Raw genomic sequence first — 19437 nt, forward strand, 5'->3', positions numbered from 1 at the left:
CGGCACGGACGCCCGCTCAGCGGGTATACGCGCCGGGTCGCCGGCTGCCCCACGCCGGCAGGGCGGGGGTGCCGATGACGGCCGAAGGGGACACCGGGGACGCCGGGATGCGCTCGGACACGGGCCGGGCGATCGGGTTCAGCGACGCGGTCTTCGCCATCGTCATCACGCTGCTGGTGCTCGACCTGCGGGTGCCCGAGACGGCGCCGGGCGGGATGCTGCGCGCGCTGCTCGACCAGTGGCCGGTCTACCTCGCCTACGTCACGTCCTACCTGTACGTGGCGGTCAACTGGCTGAACCACAAGGGGACGTTCCACCGGGTCCGCTGCGCCGACCGGGGACTGCACTGGGCGAACCTCGGCGTGCTGTTCAGCGTGGCGCTGCTGCCGTTCGTCACCGCGCTCGTCTCCCGGGCCGTGGAGGAGGGCGACGTCTTCGACGAGCGGGTCGCGGTGTCCGCGTACGCGCTGGTCGGCGTGGTCCTGTCGATCACCTGGCTGTGGCTCTACCACTACCTGAGCCGGCACCGGGAGCTGCTGGAGCCGCACGTCCCCGCCCGGTTCTTCGAGGCCGAACGCGTCCGGGCGCTGCTCGGCGTCCTCGCGTACGCGATCGCCGGTCTGGTGGGCGTGCTGCTGAGCGTGCCGGCGGCGCTCGTGGTGCTCCTGCTGCTGCCGATCTTCTACGGGCTGTCCAGCAACGGCTTCTACGACCTGCGCCGGCGCCTGCGTCACCGGCGGTGACGCCCGCGTTACCCCGCCTGCGGCGGCGGGTACACCGCGGTGCCGACACCGAGAGGGGAGCACCATGACAACGGTCGGAGAGTTCATGACGACCCGGTTGGTGACGATGGACGGCAACGACACACTCATCGCCGCGGCGCAGGAGATGCGCGACAGCGCGATCGGCGACGTGGTGGTGACCGACGGCGACAACGTGGTCGGCATCGTGACGGACCGGGACATCACGGTGCGGGGCGTGGCCGAGAACATGGACCCCACCGCCACCCGGCTCAACCAGATCACCAGCAAGGACGTGGTGACCGTCAGCCAGAACGACGACGCCGTGGCCGCCGCCGACCTGATGCGCACGTATGCGGTCCGCCGCCTCCCGGTGGTCGACGACGGCCGTCTGGTCGGCCTGATCTCCATGGGTGACCTGGCGGTGGAGCGGGAACCCCAGTCGGTGCTCGCGGACATCAGCGCCGACGACCCCAACAACTAGACCTCTCTGCCGCGGTGACGCCGGCTCCCGGTTCGGGGGCCGGCGTCGCGCGTCCGGGCCGTGGTGCCGCGCTCACCCGGTTCGGGCGAGGTTGGCCCCGGACCGGGTGGGGACACGGAGCCTCGACAGGTAGACCGCGGATCGCGGGAGGAGTCGCCCGGATGGTGGACATGACCACGAGATTCTTCGAGGACCTGGACCGGCGGGGGTTCGAGCCGCTGCTGGTCAAGACATCCGGAACGCTCCGCTTCGACCTGCACGAGGGCCCGCACACCACGCACTGGTTGCTGGAGATCGATCGGGGCAACCTGCGGGTCCGGCAGGAGGACGGCGAGGCGGACACGGTGGTCGGCACCGAACCGCGCCTGTTCGCCGAGCTGGTCGGCGGTGAGGAGAACGCCATCGCGGCGCTGCTGCGCGGCGACATGACGGTCGTCGGCGACCTGCGGCTCGTGTTGCAGGTCGAGCGGGTCTTCCCCGGCCCGCCGGACTCCCGCGGACCGCATCACACGTTCAGCGGGAGGGGTGCCTGATGCCCGGCAGCAACACCGTCCGGATCCTGGACGGCAACACGTTCGTGGTGTGCGAGGACACCGGCGACATCGAGGCCACACCGAGCGAGCCGACCGGCCTGTTCTCGCTCGACACGCGGTACCTGTCGAAGTGGGTGCTCACCGTCAACGGCGAGCGGCTCAACGCGCTCTCCTACGACGACCTCCAGTACTACGAGGCCCGGTTCTTCCTGGTGCCCGGCATGGCCACGCACTACATCGACGCGAAGCTGTCGGTTATCCGGGAGCGGGCGGTCGGCGGCAGCTTCCGCGAGACGCTGACCATCCTCAACCACGACGAGAAGGCTGTCGACCTGGAGATCCGGATGGACGCCGGGTCCGACTTCGCCGACCTGTTCCAGGTCAAGGACGAGATCCTGAACAAGAAGGGCGAACACTACGCCGAGGCCGAGTCGGACCGGCTGCGCCTGGGCTACCGGCGCGGCAACTTCCGGCGCGAGACGCTCGTCTCCGCCAACCAGCCGGCCCGCTACGACCAGCGCGGCTTCGCCTGGAGCATCCGGCTGGAACCCAACGAGCAGTGGGACGCCGTCATCGACGTGCAGACGTTCGCGATCGGCCCCGGCGGCCGGGACCTGCGGATGGGACTGCGCGCGCACGGCACCGAGCGGCTCGCGCTCCAGCACGACCTGGAGGAGTGGATCAGCCGGGCCCCGAAGCTGAACAGCGAGCACGAGCAACTCGCCGCGACGTACCGGCGGAGCCTGGTCGACCTCGCGGCGCTGCGCTTCTCACCGCTGTCGCTCGGCGGGCAGACGCTGCCCGCGGCCGGCCTGCCCTGGTTCATGACCATGTTCGGCCGGGACAGCATCCTCACCTGCCTCCAGGTGCTGCCGTTCGCGCCGGAGATGTCGAAGACCACGCTGCGGATCCTCGGCGCGCTCCAGGGCACGCGGTTCGACGACTTCCGGGACGAGGATCCGGGGCGGATCCTGCACGAGATGCGGTACGGCGAGACCGCCGCGTTCGAGGAGCAGCCGCACTCGCCGTACTACGGCTCGGTGGACGCGACCCCGCTGTTCGTGGTGCTGCTCGACGAGTACGAGCGGTGGAGCGGCGACGGCGCGCTGGTCAAGGAGCTGGAACGGGAGTGCCGGGCCGCGCTGAAGTGGGTCGACGACTACGCCGACCTGCTCGGCAACGGCTACATCTGGTACGAGCGGCGCAACACCGACACCGGCCTGGAGAACCAGTGCTGGAAGGACTCGTGGGACTCCATCTCGTACGCCGACGGCACGCTGCCGCCGTTCCCCCGGGCCACCTGCGAGGTGCAGGGGTACGCGTACGACGCGAAGATGCGGGCCGCCCGGATGGCCCGGGAGTTCTGGGGCGACCCCACGTACGCCGATCAGCTGGAACGCGAGGCGGCGGAGCTGAAGCGGCGCTTCAACAACGACTGGTGGGTCGCCGACCGCGGCTTCTACGCGCTCGCACTGGACCCGGACGGGCGCCAGTGCGACGTGCTCACCTCCAACATCGGCCACCTGCTGTGGAGCGGGATCGTGGACGACGAGCGGGCGCCGAAGGTCGCCGAGCATCTGGTCGGCCCGCGGCTCTGGTCCGGCTGGGGGGTGCGGACGCTGGCCGAGGGCGAGGTCCGCTACAACCCGATCGGCTACCACAACGGCACGATCTGGCCGTTCGACAACTCGTTCGTCGCCTGGGGCCTGCGCCGGTACGGCTTCGCCGAGGAGGCCGCCACAGTCGCAAACGGCATCCTCGACGCGGCCACCTACTTCGAGGGCCGGCTGCCGGAGGCGTTCGGCGGCTACCAGCGCGAGCTGACCAAGTTCCCGGTGGAGTACCCGACCGCGTGCAGCCCGCAGGCGTGGTCCACCGGGGCGCCGCTGCTGCTGCTGCGCACCATGCTGGGGCTGGAGCCGCACGACAAACACCTGGCGGTCGACCCGCGGCTGCCGGTGGGTATGGGACGGATCGAGGTGCTGGACATCCCGGGTCGCTGGGGCCGGGTGGACGCGTTCGCCCGGGGCCGGCTCGACCTCGACGAGCTGGCCGACTGAGCGGGCTGGCGCCGGGACGGCGGGTCGGTGCCGTGCCCGGGCGGCGGTTCAGTGCCCGGGCGGCGGCGCGGTGTGTGCCTCGTTCGGCGGGAGCAGGCAGAACTCGTTGCCCTCCGGGTCGGCAAGCACGGTCCAGCGCGGCAGCTCGCGGACGACTGTCGCGCCCGCCTCCAGAACCGCGGCCCGCTCCTCGGCGTCGCCGACCAGGTCGAGGTGGATCCGGCCGGGCTCCGGCAACACGTCGGCGGGGCTGATCCACAGATCCGGACGCCGCCCGTGCGGATCGCGCAGCAGCACCGCCTCCGTCGGCGCGAGCGTGCCCTCGGCGAGCTTCACCCGGTCCGCCTCGACCACCGGCAGCCCGGTGACCGCACTCCAGAACGGGGCCAGCAGGTAGGGGTCGCGGCAGTGGATGACGATCGCGGCGAGGTCGGGCATGCCTCGAACCTAGTCGCCCGCGACGGCGGGCAGGACGCTGTCCAGGAACGCGGCGGCAGCCGCGCGCAGGTCGGGCCGGGCCAGGTCGAGCGCGTGACCGCCGTGGGTGAGCCAGAGGTGCGCCGGGTGCCCGGCGGCGAGCAGCCGGCCGGCCAGTTCGACCGGCTGGGCGGCCGGCACCGCGACGTCGTCGCGCCCCTGGACCAGCAGCACCGGCACGCCGGAGCCGAGGTGGGTGGCGACGGTCGCGTCGACGGTGGCCGGGTCGCCCGCGGCCGGCGGATGGCCCAGCAGGTCGGTCCACGGGTCGTCGCCGGGGGCGCGCCGGCGCCGCTGCTCCGGGTCGAGCGGGTCGACGGGGGCCCAGTACGCGAGCACCCCGGCCACGTCGCCGGGCCGGTCCACCCCGCGCAGGCCGAGCTGAAGGGCCAGCATCCCGCCGGCCGAGTCGCCGCCCACCAGCAGCGGCAGGCCGCCCGCCTCGGCCCGGGCGGCCCGGGCCGAGACGCGGACGTCGTCGAACTGGGCCGGCCAGCGCGCCTGGTGCGAGAACCGGTACGTGGCCGGCACCACGCGCAGCCCGAGGGACGCGAGCGCCGTCCCGTCCTCCTCGGCCCGGGCCCGCCAGCCTCCGCCGTGAATCCAGAGCAGCACAGCGCGTTCGGTCATGGCGCCATCGTCGCCGGGCCCGGGCCGGTGCGCGACCCGGGTCTGCCGAGGGCAGATCGGCCCTACGGTCGCGTAACCTACTCGGGGTAAAGTTTCGACATGTCGGAACTCGTGTACCCCCCTGTGATCACCGCCGCGAAGACGATGTTCCGGCTCCTCGACCTGCGCCTCGACGTGTCCGGCAGCGACCACGTGCCGCACACCGGCGGCGCCGTGCTCGCGTCCAACCACGTGAGCTACCTCGACTTCATCTTCTGCGGCTACGGCGCGCACCCGGCCAAGCGGCTGGTCCGGTTCATGGCGAAGGACAGCGTCTTCCGGCACCGCGTCTCCGGTCCGCTGATGCGCGGCATGAAGCACATCCCGGTCAACCGGTCCGCCGGCGCCGGCTCGTACGCCGCCGCGGTGAGCGCGCTGCGCGGGGGCGAGGTGGTGGGCGTCTTCCCGGAGGCGACGATCAGCCGCTCCTTCACCGTGAAGGACCTGAAGAACGGCGCGGCCCGGATGTCGCAGGAGGCGGGCGTGCCGCTGCTGCCGGTCGCGCTCTGGGGCACCCAGCGGCTGTGGACGAAGGGCCGCCCGCGCACGCTGACCCGCCGGCACACCCCGATCACCATCATCGTCGGCGACCCGATGGACCCGTCCGCCTACCCGGACGCCACCGCCATGACCGCCGACCTGCGTACCCGCCTGTCGGCGCTGGTCGACCGGGCCCAGCGGGAGTACCCGGACAAGCCGTCCGGCCCGGACGACACCTGGTGGCAGCCGGCGCACCTGGGCGGCAGCGCGCCGACCCCGGAGGAGGCAGTCGAGCTGGACCGGTCCGAGCGCCGCACCCGCAGCGCCTCCTGACTACGCCGGGTTCCGCTGCGGGGGAGCGTCGGCAGGCGGAGCCGGGTGGTCGTGGGCGGGGAAGCCGGACCACGCCCACGGCGACGCCTCGGCCTCGGCCTCGGGCGGACGGTAGTAGTCGTCGCGGGACAGGAACTCCACCGGCAGCGAGCCCGGCAGCGTCACGGTGCCCAGCGTCGGGCCGGGGGAGGCGGCCCCCCGGACGGCGAGGACGTCCCGTTCCGGCGGGGACAGGTCCACCATGTCGGCGTTGGCGAGCCGGAACCCGGCCACCGAGCGGCGTACCTGCCGGGCCAGCCCGGCGACCAGACCGACCGGGCCGGTCAGCGCCAGCGCCGGCTGCCGGATGGTGCGCAGCGCGTCGCAGACGATGCGCAGCTCGGCGATGCCGTCGCCCACCTCGGCCAGTTCCAGCCGGGACGGCCACTGCCAGCGGATCTGGCCGCTGACCAGGCGGGACAGTCGGACCGGACGCCGGTGCCGGGCACCCGCCCGGCTGTCCCGCCCGGAGACCACAGACAGTTCGGAACCGGTGCAGACGTACGCCAGCCGTCGCTCGGTCACGGTGATCGTCGCCGGCGAGGGCAGCGACCAGCAGCGGACGTCCTCGCTCGGACCGAGCAGGTGACCGGCGACGCGCAGGCAGTGCTGACCGAGCAGACGTTCGCCCGGCTCGGGCACCAGCTCGTAGCGCCGGTCGAGCACGGGACGGGTGGGGTCGTCGTCGGCGTCGAACCGATGCGGTCCGACGAAGAAGGGTGTGGCGTCCTCCGGCACGGTACGACCTCCCGATGACGGTTGGCGGTACCGGTCAGCCTGCCCGGTTCCTGGGGTGACTGTCATGACACCTGTTAGGGGGTCGGCCGGTCGGCCGACGCCTGCGACCGGTAGATGCCGATATCTTCCGGTCGGACGAGTCCGTCCTCGATCGCCCGGGCGAGCAGTGCCGCCTTCGTGGCGGCCGGGCGCCCCGCTCGGGTGTATTTGATCCGCGCACGGTCGACGTACTGCTTCACGGTGTGCTCACTGATCTGCATCCGGCGGGCCACCGACGCCTTCGACATCGACTGGAACCACAGCAGCAGCGCCTCGCGCTCCTTGTCCGACAGGGACGGACGATCCGGGCGGGCGTCACCCACCATCGCGCCGGCCAGAGCCGGCGGCACGTACGGCCGGTCGCTCGCCGCCGCCAGCACGGTGGCCACACAGTGCTCGCGCCCCTCGTGCTTGGCCAGGAACGCCACCGCCCCGGCGTCGAGCGCGGCAAGCATGGTCGTCGGGTCGCTGTGCTCGGAGTAGACCACCACCCGGCGCCCGGCCGCGCTCAGCTCGGCCAGCTTGTCCAGCACCATCCGGCCGTGCAGGCGCAGGTCGAGCAGCACCACCTCGGCGTCCGGCGCGGCCCGCAGCACCTCGTCCGGGTCGTCGCCGGTGGCCAGCACCCGCAACCGGGGTTCGCGGGCCAGCCAGGCGCGCACCCCGTCGATCACCACCGGATGGTCGTCCACGATCGCCACCCCGATCGGGGTTCCGGCGTTCACGTCCGCCGCCAGCGGGTCTGCGTCCATCTGATCTCCCCGTCCCGCTCGTGCAGGTGTTCCACCGGCCCGTCCCCGCCGGTCGCCGGCTCGTCCGGGCCGTCGTGCTCCGGTGTCACCAGGCTGACCACCACCTCGTCCGGGGCCGCGACCACTGTGAGCCGGGCCCAGCCCTCGGCGGCGGCGAGCGCCGCGGTGAGCGGGTCGGCCAGGCCGCGCCTGATCTCCACCGGCAGTTCCGGTGGCGTGCCGACCGACACCAGGTCGATCGGCAGTCCGTTGCGCTCGGCCAGGTCGGCCGCCGCACGCAGTTCGTGCAGCAGCGCGTCCGGAACGTCGTCCGACTCGGCGATCAGCCGGCGCAGCCGGGCCGCCGCCAGCACCGCGCGCCGCCGTACCGCCGGGTCGGCCGGGTCGGCGTCGCCCGCCGCCAGTTCTGCCAGCACCTCCTCGGCCGTGCCGCTGACCAGGGCCAGCCGCGCCTGCCGTTCGGTGCGGGCCCGCTCGGCCGCCTCCCGCTCCGCCGCCACGGCGAGCGTCGCCGCCGCGGTGGCCGCCCGACCCCGGGCCTGCGCGGTGAGCGCCGCCGCGCCGACGAAGACCGCCACCGGCAGGGTGGAGGTGCCGTAGACGTACATCGCGGCCCGGCTCAGGTCGGCCGGGGCGGTCGCCCCGTACAGCACCACCGCCGCCAGCGCCGTCGTGCCGTGCGCGGCGAGCATGACCAGCAGCCAGCGCACCGGCCGCTGCCAGAGCACCAGCAGGAAGAACCAGGCCAGGCCGCCCCACACCCAGTTGGCGGTGCTGAACAGGAACCGTTCGCCGGCCCCGGCGACCACCGCCGCGTCGACCACCAGCAGCACCGAGGCCAGCGGCCCGGCCGCCGGCAGCCCGCCGCGCAGCAGCCGTACGCCGGCCCCGACCCCGACCAGCGCGGTCACCAGCCAGCCCGCCGCCACCACGGCCGGGAAGGCCATCCCCGGTCCGGCCCGCAACACGGCCGGCAGCGCGACCGCCAGGTGCCAGGCCGCCGCGATGACGATCACGGCGATCCGCGCGCCACCGTCGGACGCGTCGGCCACCGCGTGCGCCTCCGGCGGGGCGGTGGCCGCTCCGGAGCGCGTCGCCGCGCGCGGCCGGGGCAGCGGGCGCAGCGCGGGGCCGGCCGACACGGCCGTACCCGACTCACTCGCCATCGGACCACTCCAGCCGAATCCGGGTGCCGGCGCCAGGGGCGGAAGTCACCACCGCCCGACCGCCCACAGTGCTCATCCTCCCGTGGATCGACTCGCGCAGCCCGTACCGGTGGGCCGGGACCGTGGACGGGTCGAACCCGGGACCGTCGTCGACCACCTCGACCACGACGGTGCCGCCCTCGCGGGCCAGGCACAGCGACGTGGCCGCGCCCGGCGCGTGCCGCGCCACGTTCGCCAGCGCGGCGGCGGCGCTGTCGGCGAGCGCCGTGGCGACCTCCGCCGGCAGCCGGCACGGCGCAAGCGTCGCGGTCACCGCCGGCCCGGGCGTCCCGGCCAGCACCTCGCGCAGACGTTCGTCCAGGTCGGCCTCGCCGGCCGCGGTCGCGGTCCGCGCACCAGCCAGGGCGGTGAGGGTACGCAGATCGTCCGCGCACCGCCGGCGCAACGTCGCCGAGTCGGGTACGGCGCCGAGGCCGACCATGGTGAGCGTGCCCAGGACGGTGTCGTGCAGGTCGCGGTTCTGCCGCCGTTCGTCCTCGCGGGCCGCACGCGCCACCACCGCCTCGCGGGACAGGCGCTGGTAGTCGGCGAACGCGGCGTCGGCGCGGCCGATCCGGCGGCGCATCACCGCCGTCATCACCGCCGTGCTGCCGGTCTGCACCAGCAGCGTCCCGGCGTGGGCCCGCGCCTCGGCCGGGTCGCCGGCCAGCGTGGCGCCGGTGACGTACGCGGCGGTGACCAGCAGACCGGCCGGCACGGACCAGCGGGCCGGGGCGGTGGCCTGCGCGTTGATGACTGTCGAGCTGGCCAGCACCGCGACCCAACTCGCCTCGCCCGGCAGCACCTCCGGCGCGACCAGCCACGGCACGGCGAGCGCGGTGGCGGTGGTCAGCGCCACGTCACCGGCGACCAGCGCGCCACCGATCCCGTGCCGGAACGCGCGGAACGCGTACCAGACCGACCAGGCGGTCAGCACGACGACCGCGGGGATCAGCAGCGCCACCCGCACCGGCGGCGTACGCACCGACAGCGCGACCGCAGCGCCGACCAGGCCGCAGGTGAGCCGTAGCAGCGCCGGCGTGGTCGTGAAGATCAGGCCGAACGCGTCACCCGCCGGACGGGCCGGCGAGGGCCGTGACAGGGGCATGGCGGCAGCGACCGGCATCGAGGGGATGTCCTTCCGGCAGCGACCCGGCCGGGTCCGCGCGGCATAGATTGACGCTGGAGAATAACATGGTTTGTCGCAACTGGTCACCCTTGGTGCTTGACGAGTTTCGTTCCGGCGTAAAGCAGGCGGCGGTCCGGCCCGACGGTCAGCGGCGCGGCGGCGAGCAGGTGGGCGCTGGCGCCGACGATCGCGGCGTCCCGCTCGAACGTCTCGGCGCAGGCCACCGCGTCGGCGAACAACCGCTCGTGCGACCCGGTGCCGAGCGCGTTCAGCAGCGGCCACAGCGGACCCTCCACTCCGTACACCTCCGGGGTGGGCAGTCCGGCCGCGACGAAGTCGGCGGCCAGTTCCTCCGGCCGATGGAAGAACGCGGTGGTGAACCCGGTGCGCGGATCGTTCACGCCGGTCTCGTACTCGGCGCGCAGCAACTGACGGTTGTGCTCGTCCACGCGGCCCTGCGCGCTCAGGTCGATCAGCGCGGCGTGGCGGCTGATCGCCGCCGCCACGACCGTCCCGCCCGGCCGGGTCACCCGCGCCGCCTCGCGCAGCGCCGCCACCCGGTCGGCCTGCCGCGGCAGGTGGTAGAGCGGGCCGAGCAGCAGCGTCGCGTCCGCCGCCGCGTCGGGCGACGGCAACGCGCGGGCGTCACCCACCGACGCGGTCACCAGCGGGTACGCGGACCGCGCCGCCGCCACGTGCGCGGGCACCAGGTCGACCAGGTGCACCCGGTAACCGGCCGCGGCGAGCGGGCCCGCGTAGGCCCCGGGACCGCCGCCGACGTCCAGCACGTCCGCGGGTGCGGCGGGCAGCAGCCGGGCGAGCAGATCCCGGGTACGCCGTGCCTCCAGCCGGCCCTGCGGTGACCCTTCCAGCCGGTCGGCCTCGACGTAGACCTCTGTGTAGTAGCGACTGATGTCCGGTTCGGCCGGGCGGTGTGCGGGCATCGATCGATGGTCGCCGAGAAGCGGAGCCGCAGCATCCGGTTTACGGTTGCCGGCGTTTCCTACCCTGCGGGGTATGGCATACCAGCCGGCCATGGTGCCGCCGAAGAAGTCCAAGCGAACCTGGTTCATCGTGCTCGGCGTGGTGCTGGCGATCTGTTGCTCCGGCGGGGTGCTCGCCGGTTTCTTCCTCTTCCGGGCCGTGCAGGAAGCCACCGGTCCGGCCCGGTCCACAGCGGAGACGTACGCCGAGGCGATCGTCGACCGCGACTATCCCGCCGCGTACCGGCAGTTCTGCTCCTCGGTGCGCGACCGGGTCAGCGAGGCGGACTTCACCCGGCAGCAGTCCTCCCAGCCGGAGTTCACCGGCTACGAGATCACCGGGCTGAACGTGTCGAACAACAACGGGCGGGTGAGCGGGTCGACGACCATCCGCTTCACGCCGGCGGTCGGCACGAACGTGACGCAGTCGTTCCCGATGGTCAAGGAAGACGGCGAGTGGCGGATCTGCGAGTGAGCCGGTCACGTGCCGCCGCGTGACACCTGATCCACTTGTCGCATGGCCTCATCTTTCGCCACACCGCTTCCGCCGGCCGTCGAGGACCGGCTCGCCCGCGAGCGCAACGTCTGGCTCTGCACGCTACGCCGTGACGGCTCCCCGCACGTCACGCCGGTGTGGTTCGTCTACGCCGACGGCGTCTGGTGGATCGGCTGCGAGGGGCGCAGCGTGAAGGCCCGCAACGTGGCGGCCGACCCCCGCGTCTCGCTCGCCCTGGAGGACGGCGTCGACCCGGTCGTCGCGGAGGGCGAGGCCCGCGTACACCGCACCGGCTTCCCGCCCGGGATCGTCGCGGCATTCGCCGAGAAGTACGGCGGGTGGGACATCCGGCAGCCGGTCACGCCGGACGGTGACCGGGTGCTGCTGGAGGTGCCCGTCCGGCGGTGGCTGCTCGCCGGCACGGCACGCTAGTCCCCGGAGAACCCCAGTAGGAGATCTCGTTCGGGGCACCCGCGTCGTCGTCCGGCGGCGCACGCGATCATGCCCGAGGCCACCGACGAAACCGGCGGGTCATCGCGGCCCGGATTCCTGTGCCACTCTCTGCGCCATGCGCTTGTCGTCGGGCCTGGGAGTCGCCGCGGTCGTGGCCGGGCTGCTGTCGGTCGGAGCGGCGCTGCTCGCCATGCGGGAGGCGTCGCTTCTGTGGGCAGTGGTCACGCTGGCGGCGCTGGCTGGCCACGCGCTCACCGCCTCCGGTACGCCCCGGGTGCGGTGGGGCGTCGCCGCCGGCGCCGGGGTTTTCGCCCTGGTGGCAGCGGCGAACCTGCTCTGGCACCGAGAACGGGTGGCTGACGCGGGCGGGCCGCGGGGGAGCCAGGCGGCGACGCGGACGTACTTTGTGGAGAGCCTGCGGGAGGGCCTGGACCAGCAACGCCTGACCGCGTGGGGCTTGGCACTCGGCGTACTCCTGCTTTCCGTTGCCGTGCCGGCGTTGCCGGCACGCGGCGGACGGCGGGGTGTGGTGACGACGGTCCTGGCGGTGGCCGTGCTCGTCTGGTGCGGGCTGAGCGTGGCGGCGACGCCCGGCGACCCGCCGCTGCCCGAGCTGCTCCTGGCGCTGCAGCCGGCGTTGCTCGCCGCGCTCGTGACCGCAGGGGTGCTGGCGTGGTCCGGATGGCGGGGCGACCGGCGCGGACTCCTCACGGCGGGGATGGTCCTGCTGGCGGTGGTCGCCGTGCGGGCCTGCGCGGACCTCGCCTCCGCGTGGGCGGGTTGGTGGACGTTTGTCGAGCCCGCCAGGGACGCCTTCCTGCAACCGGGATTCATGGTGAGCGTGGGTGCTTCACCAGGAAGCGCCCTTGAGGTGTCCTCGGCAGTGGAGACAGCAGTTGCGCTCGGCGGCGTGGGGCTGGCGGTCGTCGGCGCTCGGCGTGCTCTCCGTGAGACCGAGGGCCGCGGATAACGGGCGCCTACGGGTGCGTGTCGGTGATCGCGATGACCTCGTCGAGGCGGTCCAGCGCGGCCCGCAGGTCGTCGACCTTGGCCTGGATGCGCTCGCGCTCGGCGCGCAGCATGGCCCGCTGCGCGGGGTCGGTGTGCCCGGAGTCCCAGCACGGCAGGAGTTCCGCGATCCGGCTGCTGGTCAGGCCCGCCGCGTACATCTGCTGGATGAAGCGCACCAGCGTGACCGTGTCCTGCCGGTAGAGGCGCTGGCCGGACGGGCTGCGCCTGGGGATGAGAAGACCCTGTTCCTCGTAGTAGCGCACGGCGCGCACCGAGACACCGGCGCCCCGCGCCACCTCACCGATGCGGATCAGCTGCTCGGCTGCGGTCGCGGTCATGGTGACCCCTCTCACCCCGGTCCCGACGGTCAGCACTTGCCTCTGACGTCAACGTCAGGTTTTAGCGTACCTGGCATGGACATCAACGACTCGATCGCGCTCGTCACCGGAGCCAACCGCGGCCTGGGCCGCGCCTTCGCCCAGCGCCTGCTCGAACGCGGCGCCCGCAAGGTCTACGCGACGGCCCGGCGGCCGGAGACGGTCGACCTGCCCGGGGTCGAGGTGCTGCCGCTCGACATCACCAGTCCCGCATCAGTACGTGCCGTCGCCGCTGCCGCCCCGGACGTCACGCTGCTCGTCAACAACGCGGGAATCCAAACCGGAACCGACCTGGTGACCGGTTCGCTGGAAGCGGTGCGGCACGAGGTGGAGACCAACGTGCTCGGCCACCTGGAGATGATCCGGGCCTTCGCGCCGGCGCTCGCCCGCAACGGCGGAGGCGCGATCGTGAACGTGCTCTCCGCCATGTCGTGGTTCGGGGGCCGGGGTGCCGGCGCGTACCACCTGACCAAGGCTGCCGCGTGGGCGATGACGAACGGCGTACGCCTGGAACTCGCCGACCAGGGCACGCTCGTGACGGCGGTGCACCTCGGCCTGGCCGACACCGACATGTCCGCGGGCTGGCCCGTGGACAAGATCGCGCCGTCGGACCTGGCCGACGCGGCGCTCGACGGCGTCGAGGCGGGTTCCGCCGAGGTCCTCGCCGACCAGTGGAGCCGCGACGTCAAGGCCCGGCTGACGCTGACACCGGAGGAGTTCAACGCCGCGATGGACCGTGCCCTGGCGGCGCTGACGGCGGCCTGAGTTGTTCAGCCGGGCCGTCCGCTGGTCGTACTCGCGTACGGGCCCGGCTGTACTCTCCCGGCCCTGGCCGCCTTCGACGCGAGCCGTCGGCCGTCGTCGGCCGGAGTCGCTGCGCGAAGCGGTCGCCGTCACCCGGCCAAGTGGCCGGTGGCCCGCAGCAGAGCCCGGGAGAAGCGGTTGAGATCGGCACCGGCCAGCTGCGGTGGGGTGAACCAGTCCAGCTCGCTGATCTCCTCGTGGTCGGGACCGGCTCTCCGTCGGCGATGATCGCCTGGTAGACCGCGGTGACGTAGGCGACGCGGTCGCCGTTCGGGTAGGTCACCTCGTAGTCGGGGCCGCCGAGAACGTCCAGCAGCCGTGGCCGGCTGATCCGAACGCCGATCTCCTCGCGGATCTCACGCACGGCCGCCTGGGCCGGGGACTCTCCGATGTCGACCGCGCCGCCGGGCACCGCCCACCCGTTCCCGTCCTCGGCATGACGTACCAGCAGGATCCGTGCGCGGTCGTCGACGACGACGACCGACACCGACGGCATCTGGATCAACTCGTGGCCGATCACCGCCCGCAGCCGGGCCACGTACGGCGAGACGGCCATCAGGGCACGGTAGCCGCTGGGAGGACGCTCGTCATGGACCGGCGTCAGGGCCGGCGGATCCGTCTTCGTGGCGGACGGGTTCGAACACCCCGTTCTCGTTCACCCGCCAGCGCGAGTGGGCACCGCCTGGTCGTTCGAGCACGCGTCGCACCTGGGCGGCGTCGTCCAGCCGAAATGAGCTGGGCTTGTGGAAATAGAGGGTCCCGTCGAGATTCGTCGGGCGCAGTCCGAGTCTGGTCAGCAGGTGTTCTGCTGCGTCACAGGTATCCGCGGTCGGTACGACGTACGCCCGCCCGCGGTCGTTCTCGCAACAGCTACGCGTGTCGCAGACAGCCCAGAGGCTGGCCAGGAGTCCGGCAAGGCCCGCATCGACACACGCCTCCCTGCCGTGCGCCCGGAGGTGAATCTGGCGGTGCTTGGCGGCGATGAGGCCGCCGTTCGTCTTCTGGCACGTCGGACACAGCGGGTATGGCCCGAGCACGACCGGCACCACTGCCTCCAAGCCCGGGAGGTGGAGAGTCGAGTCCCACAGTTCTGGTGTGGAGCGTAGTGGCCTGCGCCAAGCGCCCACTTACCCGACGTTCAGCCGGGGCCACGTCAACGCCGCCCGGTTGCTCGCCCGCGTTAACGTGCCCCGTGATCGTATGGCTCAACGGCACCCACGGCGCGGGCAAGACGACGACCAGTGTGCTCGTGCAACAACTGATCCCGGATTCACGGGTGTTCGACGCCGAGAAGGTCGGCGAGGCACTCATGGACATCACGCCGGGGTTGCCCGCGACGGACAACTTCCAGCACTGGCCGCCGTGGCGGCAGCTCGTCGTCGAAACCGCCCGCCGCGTGCTCGACTACACCGGCGGCGTGCTGGTGATGCCCATGACCGTCCTGGTGGAGCAGTACTGGCGCGAGATCAGCGGGGGCCTTGCCCAACACGCCATACCGGTAAGGCATTTCGTTCTCCACGCTGACCAGGACACCCTCCGCAGGCGTATCGAGAGGGAACACCCCGTCCCCTCCCCGTTCCGCCTCAAGTACCTCGAGCCCTACGCCGAGGCGGCCCGCACGTGGCTGCATGCCGAGGCCGAGGTCGTCGACACCACGCACCTCACGCCCGCCCAAGCAGCCCGGCAGATCGTCCTCCGAGCTACCGGCTGCGGTTCAGGCACTGTCGTGGCGAGACCTGAAGACTGCTACTGACGGTCGTTGCTGCGGCCACCGCTGTACGGGCCGTGGGTGATCGTCTCGACCGGAGGCCACAACCCGTTGACCTGGGTGGTGAGGGTGCGCCCGGCAGGATTCGAACCTGCGGCCTTGGGATTAGAAGTCCCCTGCTCTATCCGCTGAGCTACGGGCGCGCGCGCCGACGGTCGTCGCGCCAAGAGGGTACCGCCGCTCCCGGCGTGCCCGGGGGTACGGGTCGGCGCGTCCGTTCCGCCCGTCAGCGTCCCACGCCGGGGCCCGGACCGGCACCACAGTTCCGGCGGGTCCGGCGCGGGCCGGGCGGGACGCGATCCGTACCCTCGTCGGATGCTGCTCGACCAGGAAACCGAGAACGAGATCGTCTTCGAGCTGTGTCAGCTCCTCGGGCGGGCCATCCTGCCCCTCACCGGCTCGGACGGACCGGGCACACCGCCCGGCGTCCTCGGCACCGCCTTCTTCTACAGCGAGCTGGTCGGCGCCACCGACGACGGCGAGATCGCGCACGAGTGGCTGCTCACCGCCGACGCGCTCACCGGCCGCGCGTACGGCGAGATCGGGTTGCGGCCGAGCGTCACCGAACCGGCCGAGGGGGCGGACGAGCCGATCGACCTGCCCGGTTTCGCCGACCACTGGCTGCACCTGCCGGAACTGGGGCTCGCCGCGATGCCGACCGGCGGACTGCACGGCTGGGCCGACGACCGGGGCTGGCGCTGGCGTACCCAGCATGTCACCGAGGCGGTGGCCGCGCCGGCCGACTCGGTCGCCCGGATCGGCGCGGCGCCCGCCTCGGCGTTCGTGCTGGCCCTGGGCGTCGGCGACGGCGGGTCGCGGCCGTTGGAGGCGGTGGTCGAGCGGGTCGCCCGGGACGGCGGCGAGGTGCGGGTCACCACGGAGCTGCCCGCAGGCTACGTGGGCGCGCCGGTGTTCGCGGTCGAGGCCGGACCGGACGGCGGGCCCGCGTTGCGCTGCCTCGGCGTGGTGCTGCCGCCGCAGGCCGGTGGCCATCCGATCGCCACCTTCGACCGGATCCGCGCCGCGCTCACGGCGGTCGTCGCCGACTGAACCGGCCGTCCGGCGGCGGGGCGGCCGACTGGGCCGGGCGTCCCGGCGGCGGGACGGACCGGCCTCAGCCCTCGGCGGTCGCGTCGGCCGGCCGCCGCGGGGCCGGCGGTGTCGTGGGCTCCGGCTCGGTCGGCCCGGCGCGCAGGAATCCCTCCGCCCACCGTCCGACCTCCGCGAAGACCTTTTCGCGTACGCCGGGACTGGACAGCGTGAGGTCGTGCAGCCCGCCGTCGAAGCGGGCCAGGGTGACGTGCCGGCCGAGGCGGGGCGCCCAGCGCACCATGTGCTCGACGTCGAGCACCGCGTCGGCGCCGGTGGCGCTGTCGTGCCACTTCGTGCCCCGGAAGCTGCGCGTGGAGCAGGCGAGCAGCACCGGCACCGGGATGTCCAGCCCGGCCCGCAGTCGGCGCTGACCGGCGCGGATCGCGTTGATCCAGCCGGCCCGGACCGGGAACCCGGCGAGCGGCTTCCAGGCCAGGTCGTACCGCCACTCGCCCCGGTGGTCGGCGTGCAGGCTCTCGCCGTACACCGTGCCCAGCCCGAACGGCAGCACACGCTGCGGCGCCCTGCGGCCCAGGCGGGAGACGGCGGCCGCGAGGGGCCGGCGGACCATCCAGGGCGCGTTGATGTCGAAGAAGGGGCTGTTGAGCACGATGCCGTCGACCAGGCCGGCGTCGCGGCGGTCGTTCGCCCAGAGCGAGATGATCAGGCCCCCGGTCGAGTGGCCCATGGCGAGCAGGGTGTCGTGCCCCTCCTCGGCGCGGATGATCTCCGCGGCGGCGTCCAGCTCGGGGAAGTAGTCGCTCAGGTCGCGGCAGAAGTTCGGGGTCTGGTGCGGGAGCAGGCTGCGGCCGTACTTGCGCAGGTCGAGCGCGTAGAAGTCCCAGCCGCGCTCGGCGAAGAAGTCGGCCACGTGGGTCTGGAAGAAGTAGTCGACGAAGCCGTGCACGTACAGCACCGCGCGGCCGGTCGGGCGGTCGGCCCGCCGCCGCACCAGGGTCGCGACCACCGGCCCCTCGTCGTCGGTGCCCAGGTCGATCGTCCGCCGCTCGTATGGGGCGCCCAGCACGTCCGGTTCCACGACCGCGACGGTACGCCGCCGTGCTACCCGGCGGTAGCCCCCGCCCGCCCGCACCGGACGGACGGGGGCATGCGGCCTCAGGCGGTTTCGGCGTCCTCGCGCTCTGCGTCCTGCAACGGTGCACCCTCGGGCTGGTCGACGGCGCGCAGGTGCTTGTTGTTGCGCGGCTCCTGCCGGGTCTTCGCGTCGTTGAGCTTGCGGCGCAGGTCGTCCCGGACGTCGTTCAGCGCGGCGTGCAGATCCTCCTCGGTCGAGGTGGTGACGATCTTCTGCCGTCCGGCGATCCAGCACTCCAGGGTCACCTTCTGGCCCCGGGCCTCGCGGTCCTTGACGGACACCTCCAGCTCGGTGGCGTCGGCGTGGAAGCCGGCGAGCCGGGTGTCCAGGGTCGCGAACTGCTCGGCGATCCAGTTGCGGTCGCCCTGGGAGAACCCGGCGCCGACCCGCAGGCACTCGGCCACGGTCGCGGGGTTCGCCACGGCGCTCATCGCCCTGCCTCGCGGACGTCTCGGAGAAGCATGGGAGCTCCCTTTCTCTCGGTTGATCAAGTACTTACCCAACCGGCGTGATTCCGGAACGCCTGCCTGCCGGCTCCTTTCGATCATGCGTCGACGCAGGTCAGACCCGTAGGGCCGGTGGGCCTAGCAGATCGGGACCTTGATCAGGTGGTTGTCCACAGGGCGGCTCGTCATCCACAGGTCCGGGCCGGCGGGTGGTCCGGGCGGGGCGACCGGCCGACGCTCACCGGGACAAGCGATCCCTGGGAGGGGCGATGTTCGATACGTACGTGACGATCGTCGGCAACGTGCTGACCGCGCCGGAGTGGCGCCGGACCACGCAGAGCGGAACGCTGGTGGCCAACTTCAAGGTCGCCTCGACCGCCCGCCGGCTCGACCGCGACAGCGGCCGCTGGGTCGATGGCAACAGCCTTCGGGTCCGCGTCAACTGCTGGCGCCGCCTCGCCGAGGGGGTGGCCGCCTCGGTGGCGGTCGGTGATCCGGTGATCGTCGCCGGCCGCCTCTACACCCGGGACTGGACCGACGAGGCGGGCACCCACCGCACGCTCTACGAGCTGGAGGCGGTCGCCGTCGGGCACGACCTGTCCCGGGGCCGCGCCCGCTTCCTGCGTAACCAGCCCCGCGCGGCCACCAGCACGGTCGAGGACGCGGAGGCCGAGCAGCGGGTGCACGGCGAGGCGACCGAGCCGGTGCCGGACGCGCAGGCCCCGGCGACGTTCGACGACCGGCCCTTCGACGACGACTTCCCGCCGCCGGAATACGGGGGCGGCCGGGTCGGGCTCGTCGGCACCGTCGAGCGGGTGGGCGAACCCGACCCGTTCGACGACCGGCCCGGCGAGCCCGTCTCCGGCAGGGACGCCCGGTTCGGCGGTCCGTCCGCCGGCCTGCCGGGCGATCCGGTCGGCCCGTCGGGCATGCGGGCGGACGGACCGTCCGGCACCGGCCCGGGCCTGCCGGCCGAGGACGACGAGCTGTCCCCCGAGGAGGGCGACGAGGCGGCCCCGGTCGGAGACGACGAGCTGGGTGAGGTCACCGCCCCGGGTGTCGGTGGACCGGGTGAGGGCGAGCCGGGCGGCGCGAGTCCCGGCGGCGCCGCCGGGGCCACCTCCGGGCGCCGCGGCCGGCGGCGTACCCCGGTGCCCGCCTGACTCTTCGTCCGACGGGGGCGCGGGGTGGTGACGTCGGCGTCACCACCCCGCGGTACGACTAGGCTGGCCG

The 19437-nt window shown here is 73.2% G+C and carries 23 protein-coding genes and 1 tRNA gene; 12 read left to right on the forward strand and 12 right to left on the reverse strand.

Annotation, left to right across the window (positions count from 1 at the left end):
• Nucleotides 1-107 precede the first annotated feature (107 nt).
• The 4 genes from F8279_RS03685 to F8279_RS03700 all read left to right on the forward strand — a co-directional run bounded on the left by F8279_RS03685 (nucleotide 108) and on the right by F8279_RS03700 (nucleotide 3817).
• A complete protein-coding gene (locus F8279_RS03685; RefSeq protein WP_225853108.1) occupies nucleotides 108-743 on the forward strand; it encodes a TMEM175 family protein in 636 nt (211 codons plus the stop codon).
• 64 nt (nucleotides 744-807) lie between these two features.
• The gene (locus F8279_RS03690) at nucleotides 808-1224 is read left to right on the forward strand and encodes a CBS domain-containing protein (RefSeq protein WP_091422973.1); all 417 of its coding nucleotides are present in this window, start codon (nucleotides 808-810) and stop codon (nucleotides 1222-1224) included.
• 161 nt (nucleotides 1225-1385) lie between these two features.
• Nucleotides 1386-1757, forward strand: coding sequence for an SCP2 sterol-binding domain-containing protein (locus F8279_RS03695; protein ID WP_091422977.1), 372 nt, complete (start codon nucleotides 1386-1388; stop codon nucleotides 1755-1757).
• On the forward strand, nucleotides 1757-3817 hold the full coding sequence (locus tag F8279_RS03700) for a glycogen debranching N-terminal domain-containing protein (RefSeq protein ID WP_091422980.1): 2061 nt from the start codon (nucleotides 1757-1759) through the stop codon (nucleotides 3815-3817). The genes F8279_RS03695 and F8279_RS03700 overlap by 1 nt, the downstream gene beginning before the upstream one ends.
• 48 nt (nucleotides 3818-3865) lie before the next feature.
• Here F8279_RS03700 and F8279_RS03705 read toward each other — a convergent pair whose 3' ends face one another.
• On the reverse strand, nucleotides 3866-4255 hold the full coding sequence (locus tag F8279_RS03705; protein ID WP_047890580.1) for a VOC family protein: 390 nt from the start codon (nucleotides 4253-4255) through the stop codon (nucleotides 3866-3868).
• A 9-nt stretch (nucleotides 4256-4264) separates the two neighbouring features.
• Nucleotides 4265-4924 (reverse strand): alpha/beta hydrolase, encoded by a 660-nt coding sequence (locus tag F8279_RS03710; protein WP_151499071.1) that lies wholly within the window; start codon nucleotides 4922-4924, stop codon nucleotides 4265-4267.
• 99 nt (nucleotides 4925-5023) lie between these two features.
• Here F8279_RS03710 and F8279_RS03715 point away from each other — a divergent pair, with 99 nt between their 5' ends.
• Nucleotides 5024-5776, forward strand: coding sequence for a 1-acyl-sn-glycerol-3-phosphate acyltransferase (locus F8279_RS03715; RefSeq protein WP_091422986.1), 753 nt, complete (start codon nucleotides 5024-5026; stop codon nucleotides 5774-5776).
• On the opposite strand, the gene F8279_RS03720 is transcribed toward F8279_RS03715, so the two are convergent.
• The 5 genes from F8279_RS03720 to F8279_RS03740 all read right to left on the reverse strand — a co-directional run bounded on the left by F8279_RS03720 (nucleotide 5777) and on the right by F8279_RS03740 (nucleotide 10622).
• On the reverse strand, nucleotides 5777-6553 hold the full coding sequence (locus F8279_RS03720) for a hypothetical protein (RefSeq protein WP_151499072.1): 777 nt from the start codon (nucleotides 6551-6553) through the stop codon (nucleotides 5777-5779).
• A 74-nt stretch (nucleotides 6554-6627) separates the two neighbouring features.
• Nucleotides 6628-7344: a response regulator transcription factor gene (locus F8279_RS03725; RefSeq protein WP_091422991.1), complete on the reverse strand. Its 717-nt coding sequence runs from the start codon at nucleotides 7342-7344 to the stop codon at nucleotides 6628-6630.
• Nucleotides 7314-8510: a hypothetical protein gene (locus F8279_RS03730; protein WP_151499073.1), complete on the reverse strand. Its 1197-nt coding sequence runs from the start codon at nucleotides 8508-8510 to the stop codon at nucleotides 7314-7316. The genes F8279_RS03725 and F8279_RS03730 overlap by 31 nt, the downstream gene beginning before the upstream one ends.
• Nucleotides 8500-9675, reverse strand: a complete 1176-nt coding sequence (locus tag F8279_RS03735) for an ATP-binding protein (RefSeq protein WP_091422996.1) — start codon at nucleotides 9673-9675, stop codon at nucleotides 8500-8502. The genes F8279_RS03730 and F8279_RS03735 overlap by 11 nt, the downstream gene beginning before the upstream one ends.
• An 86-nt stretch (nucleotides 9676-9761) precedes the next feature.
• Nucleotides 9762-10622 (reverse strand): class I SAM-dependent methyltransferase, encoded by an 861-nt coding sequence (locus F8279_RS03740; protein WP_151499074.1) that lies wholly within the window; start codon nucleotides 10620-10622, stop codon nucleotides 9762-9764.
• Nucleotides 10623-10695: 73 nt separating this feature from the next.
• Here F8279_RS03740 and F8279_RS03745 point away from each other — a divergent pair, with 73 nt between their 5' ends.
• The 3 genes from F8279_RS03745 to F8279_RS03755 all read left to right on the forward strand — a co-directional run bounded on the left by F8279_RS03745 (nucleotide 10696) and on the right by F8279_RS03755 (nucleotide 12580).
• On the forward strand, nucleotides 10696-11136 hold the full coding sequence (locus tag F8279_RS03745; protein ID WP_151499075.1) for a hypothetical protein: 441 nt from the start codon (nucleotides 10696-10698) through the stop codon (nucleotides 11134-11136).
• A 42-nt stretch (nucleotides 11137-11178) separates the two neighbouring features.
• Entirely contained in the window at nucleotides 11179-11589 is a 411-nt protein-coding gene (locus F8279_RS03750) for a pyridoxamine 5'-phosphate oxidase family protein (RefSeq protein WP_151499076.1), read from the forward strand.
• Nucleotides 11590-11725: 136 nt separating this feature from the next.
• The gene (locus tag F8279_RS03755) at nucleotides 11726-12580 is read left to right on the forward strand and encodes an aminopeptidase (protein ID WP_151499077.1); all 855 of its coding nucleotides are present in this window, start codon (nucleotides 11726-11728) and stop codon (nucleotides 12578-12580) included.
• A gap of 7 nt (nucleotides 12581-12587) precedes the next feature.
• On the opposite strand, the gene F8279_RS03760 is transcribed toward F8279_RS03755, so the two are convergent.
• On the reverse strand, nucleotides 12588-12959 hold the full coding sequence (locus tag F8279_RS03760) for a MerR family transcriptional regulator (RefSeq protein WP_151499078.1): 372 nt from the start codon (nucleotides 12957-12959) through the stop codon (nucleotides 12588-12590).
• A gap of 75 nt (nucleotides 12960-13034) precedes the next feature.
• On the opposite strand from F8279_RS03760, the gene F8279_RS03765 reads away from it, so the two are divergent.
• On the forward strand, nucleotides 13035-13763 hold the full coding sequence (locus tag F8279_RS03765) for an SDR family oxidoreductase (protein WP_151499079.1): 729 nt from the start codon (nucleotides 13035-13037) through the stop codon (nucleotides 13761-13763).
• Here F8279_RS03765 and F8279_RS03770 read toward each other — a convergent pair.
• Nucleotides 13717-14358 carry an NUDIX domain-containing protein gene (locus tag F8279_RS03770; protein ID WP_368668737.1) on the reverse strand — a complete coding sequence of 214 codons (642 nt, stop codon included), beginning with the start codon at nucleotides 14356-14358 and terminating at the stop codon, nucleotides 13717-13719. The two genes, F8279_RS03765 and F8279_RS03770, sit on opposite strands and share 47 nt — an antisense overlap.
• 636 nt (nucleotides 14359-14994) lie before the next feature.
• Here F8279_RS03770 and F8279_RS03780 point away from each other — a divergent pair.
• Nucleotides 14995-15555 carry an AAA family ATPase gene (locus F8279_RS03780; protein WP_151499081.1) on the forward strand — a complete coding sequence of 187 codons (561 nt, stop codon included), beginning with the start codon at nucleotides 14995-14997 and terminating at the stop codon, nucleotides 15553-15555.
• An 85-nt stretch (nucleotides 15556-15640) separates the two neighbouring features.
• On the opposite strand, the gene F8279_RS03785 is transcribed toward F8279_RS03780, so the two are convergent.
• Nucleotides 15641-15713, reverse strand: a tRNA-Arg gene (locus F8279_RS03785).
• A 172-nt stretch (nucleotides 15714-15885) separates the two neighbouring features.
• Between F8279_RS03785 and F8279_RS03790 the strand changes: the two genes are divergently transcribed.
• The gene (locus F8279_RS03790) at nucleotides 15886-16620 is read left to right on the forward strand and encodes a hypothetical protein (RefSeq protein WP_151499082.1); all 735 of its coding nucleotides are present in this window, start codon (nucleotides 15886-15888) and stop codon (nucleotides 16618-16620) included.
• Between the two features lie 64 nt (nucleotides 16621-16684).
• On the opposite strand, the gene F8279_RS03795 is transcribed toward F8279_RS03790, so the two are convergent.
• Both F8279_RS03795 and F8279_RS03800 read right to left on the reverse strand, forming a co-directional pair.
• On the reverse strand, nucleotides 16685-17701 hold the full coding sequence (locus F8279_RS03795; RefSeq protein WP_192580614.1) for an alpha/beta hydrolase: 1017 nt from the start codon (nucleotides 17699-17701) through the stop codon (nucleotides 16685-16687).
• A gap of 77 nt (nucleotides 17702-17778) precedes the next feature.
• Entirely contained in the window at nucleotides 17779-18189 is a 411-nt protein-coding gene (locus F8279_RS03800; RefSeq protein WP_151499083.1) for an HPF/RaiA family ribosome-associated protein, read from the reverse strand.
• A 284-nt stretch (nucleotides 18190-18473) separates the two neighbouring features.
• Here F8279_RS03800 and ssb point away from each other — a divergent pair, with 284 nt between their 5' ends.
• Entirely contained in the window at nucleotides 18474-19367 is an 894-nt protein-coding gene (ssb, locus tag F8279_RS03805) for a single-stranded DNA-binding protein (protein ID WP_151499084.1), read from the forward strand.
• Nucleotides 19368-19437: the final 70 nt, after the last annotated feature.

The sequence above is a fragment of the Micromonospora sp. AMSO1212t genome, assembly GCF_008868145.1.
Classification (GTDB): Bacteria; Actinomycetota; Actinomycetes; order Mycobacteriales; family Micromonosporaceae; genus Micromonospora; species Micromonospora tulbaghiae.

Bases quoted from the DNA above. Each gene is read 5' to 3' on its own strand.
- F8279_RS03735 (WP_091422996.1), bottom strand. From the start codon at position 9,675: ATGCCGGTCGCTGCCGCCATGCCCCTGTCACGGCCCTCGCCGGCCCGT.
- F8279_RS03760 (WP_151499078.1), bottom strand. From the start codon at position 12,959: ATGACCGCGACCGCAGCCGAGCAGCTGATCCGCATCGGTGAGGTGGCG.
- F8279_RS03770 (WP_368668737.1), bottom strand. From the start codon at position 14,358: ATGGCCGTCTCGCCGTACGTGGCCCGGCTGCGGGCGGTGATCGGCCAC.
- F8279_RS03755 (WP_151499077.1), top strand. From the start codon at position 11,726: ATGCGCTTGTCGTCGGGCCTGGGAGTCGCCGCGGTCGTGGCCGGGCTG.
- F8279_RS03740 (WP_151499074.1), bottom strand. From the start codon at position 10,622: ATGCCCGCACACCGCCCGGCCGAACCGGACATCAGTCGCTACTACACA.
- F8279_RS03730 (WP_151499073.1), bottom strand. From the start codon at position 8,510: ATGGCGAGTGAGTCGGGTACGGCCGTGTCGGCCGGCCCCGCGCTGCGC.
- F8279_RS03765 (WP_151499079.1), top strand. From the start codon at position 13,035: ATGGACATCAACGACTCGATCGCGCTCGTCACCGGAGCCAACCGCGGC.
- F8279_RS03695 (WP_091422977.1), top strand. From the start codon at position 1,386: ATGGTGGACATGACCACGAGATTCTTCGAGGACCTGGACCGGCGGGGG.
- F8279_RS03790 (WP_151499082.1), top strand. From the start codon at position 15,886: ATGCTGCTCGACCAGGAAACCGAGAACGAGATCGTCTTCGAGCTGTGT.
- F8279_RS03710 (WP_151499071.1), bottom strand. From the start codon at position 4,924: ATGACCGAACGCGCTGTGCTGCTCTGGATTCACGGCGGAGGCTGGCGG.
- F8279_RS03745 (WP_151499075.1), top strand. From the start codon at position 10,696: ATGGCATACCAGCCGGCCATGGTGCCGCCGAAGAAGTCCAAGCGAACC.
- ssb (WP_151499084.1), top strand. From the start codon at position 18,474: ATGTTCGATACGTACGTGACGATCGTCGGCAACGTGCTGACCGCGCCG.
- F8279_RS03750 (WP_151499076.1), top strand. From the start codon at position 11,179: ATGGCCTCATCTTTCGCCACACCGCTTCCGCCGGCCGTCGAGGACCGG.
- F8279_RS03700 (WP_091422980.1), top strand. From the start codon at position 1,757: ATGCCCGGCAGCAACACCGTCCGGATCCTGGACGGCAACACGTTCGTG.
- F8279_RS03800 (WP_151499083.1), bottom strand. From the start codon at position 18,189: ATGAGCGCCGTGGCGAACCCCGCGACCGTGGCCGAGTGCCTGCGGGTC.
- F8279_RS03690 (WP_091422973.1), top strand. From the start codon at position 808: ATGACAACGGTCGGAGAGTTCATGACGACCCGGTTGGTGACGATGGAC.
- F8279_RS03715 (WP_091422986.1), top strand. From the start codon at position 5,024: ATGTCGGAACTCGTGTACCCCCCTGTGATCACCGCCGCGAAGACGATG.
- F8279_RS03685 (WP_225853108.1), top strand. From the start codon at position 108: ATGCGCTCGGACACGGGCCGGGCGATCGGGTTCAGCGACGCGGTCTTC.
- F8279_RS03705 (WP_047890580.1), bottom strand. From the start codon at position 4,255: ATGCCCGACCTCGCCGCGATCGTCATCCACTGCCGCGACCCCTACCTG.
- F8279_RS03725 (WP_091422991.1), bottom strand. From the start codon at position 7,344: ATGGACGCAGACCCGCTGGCGGCGGACGTGAACGCCGGAACCCCGATC.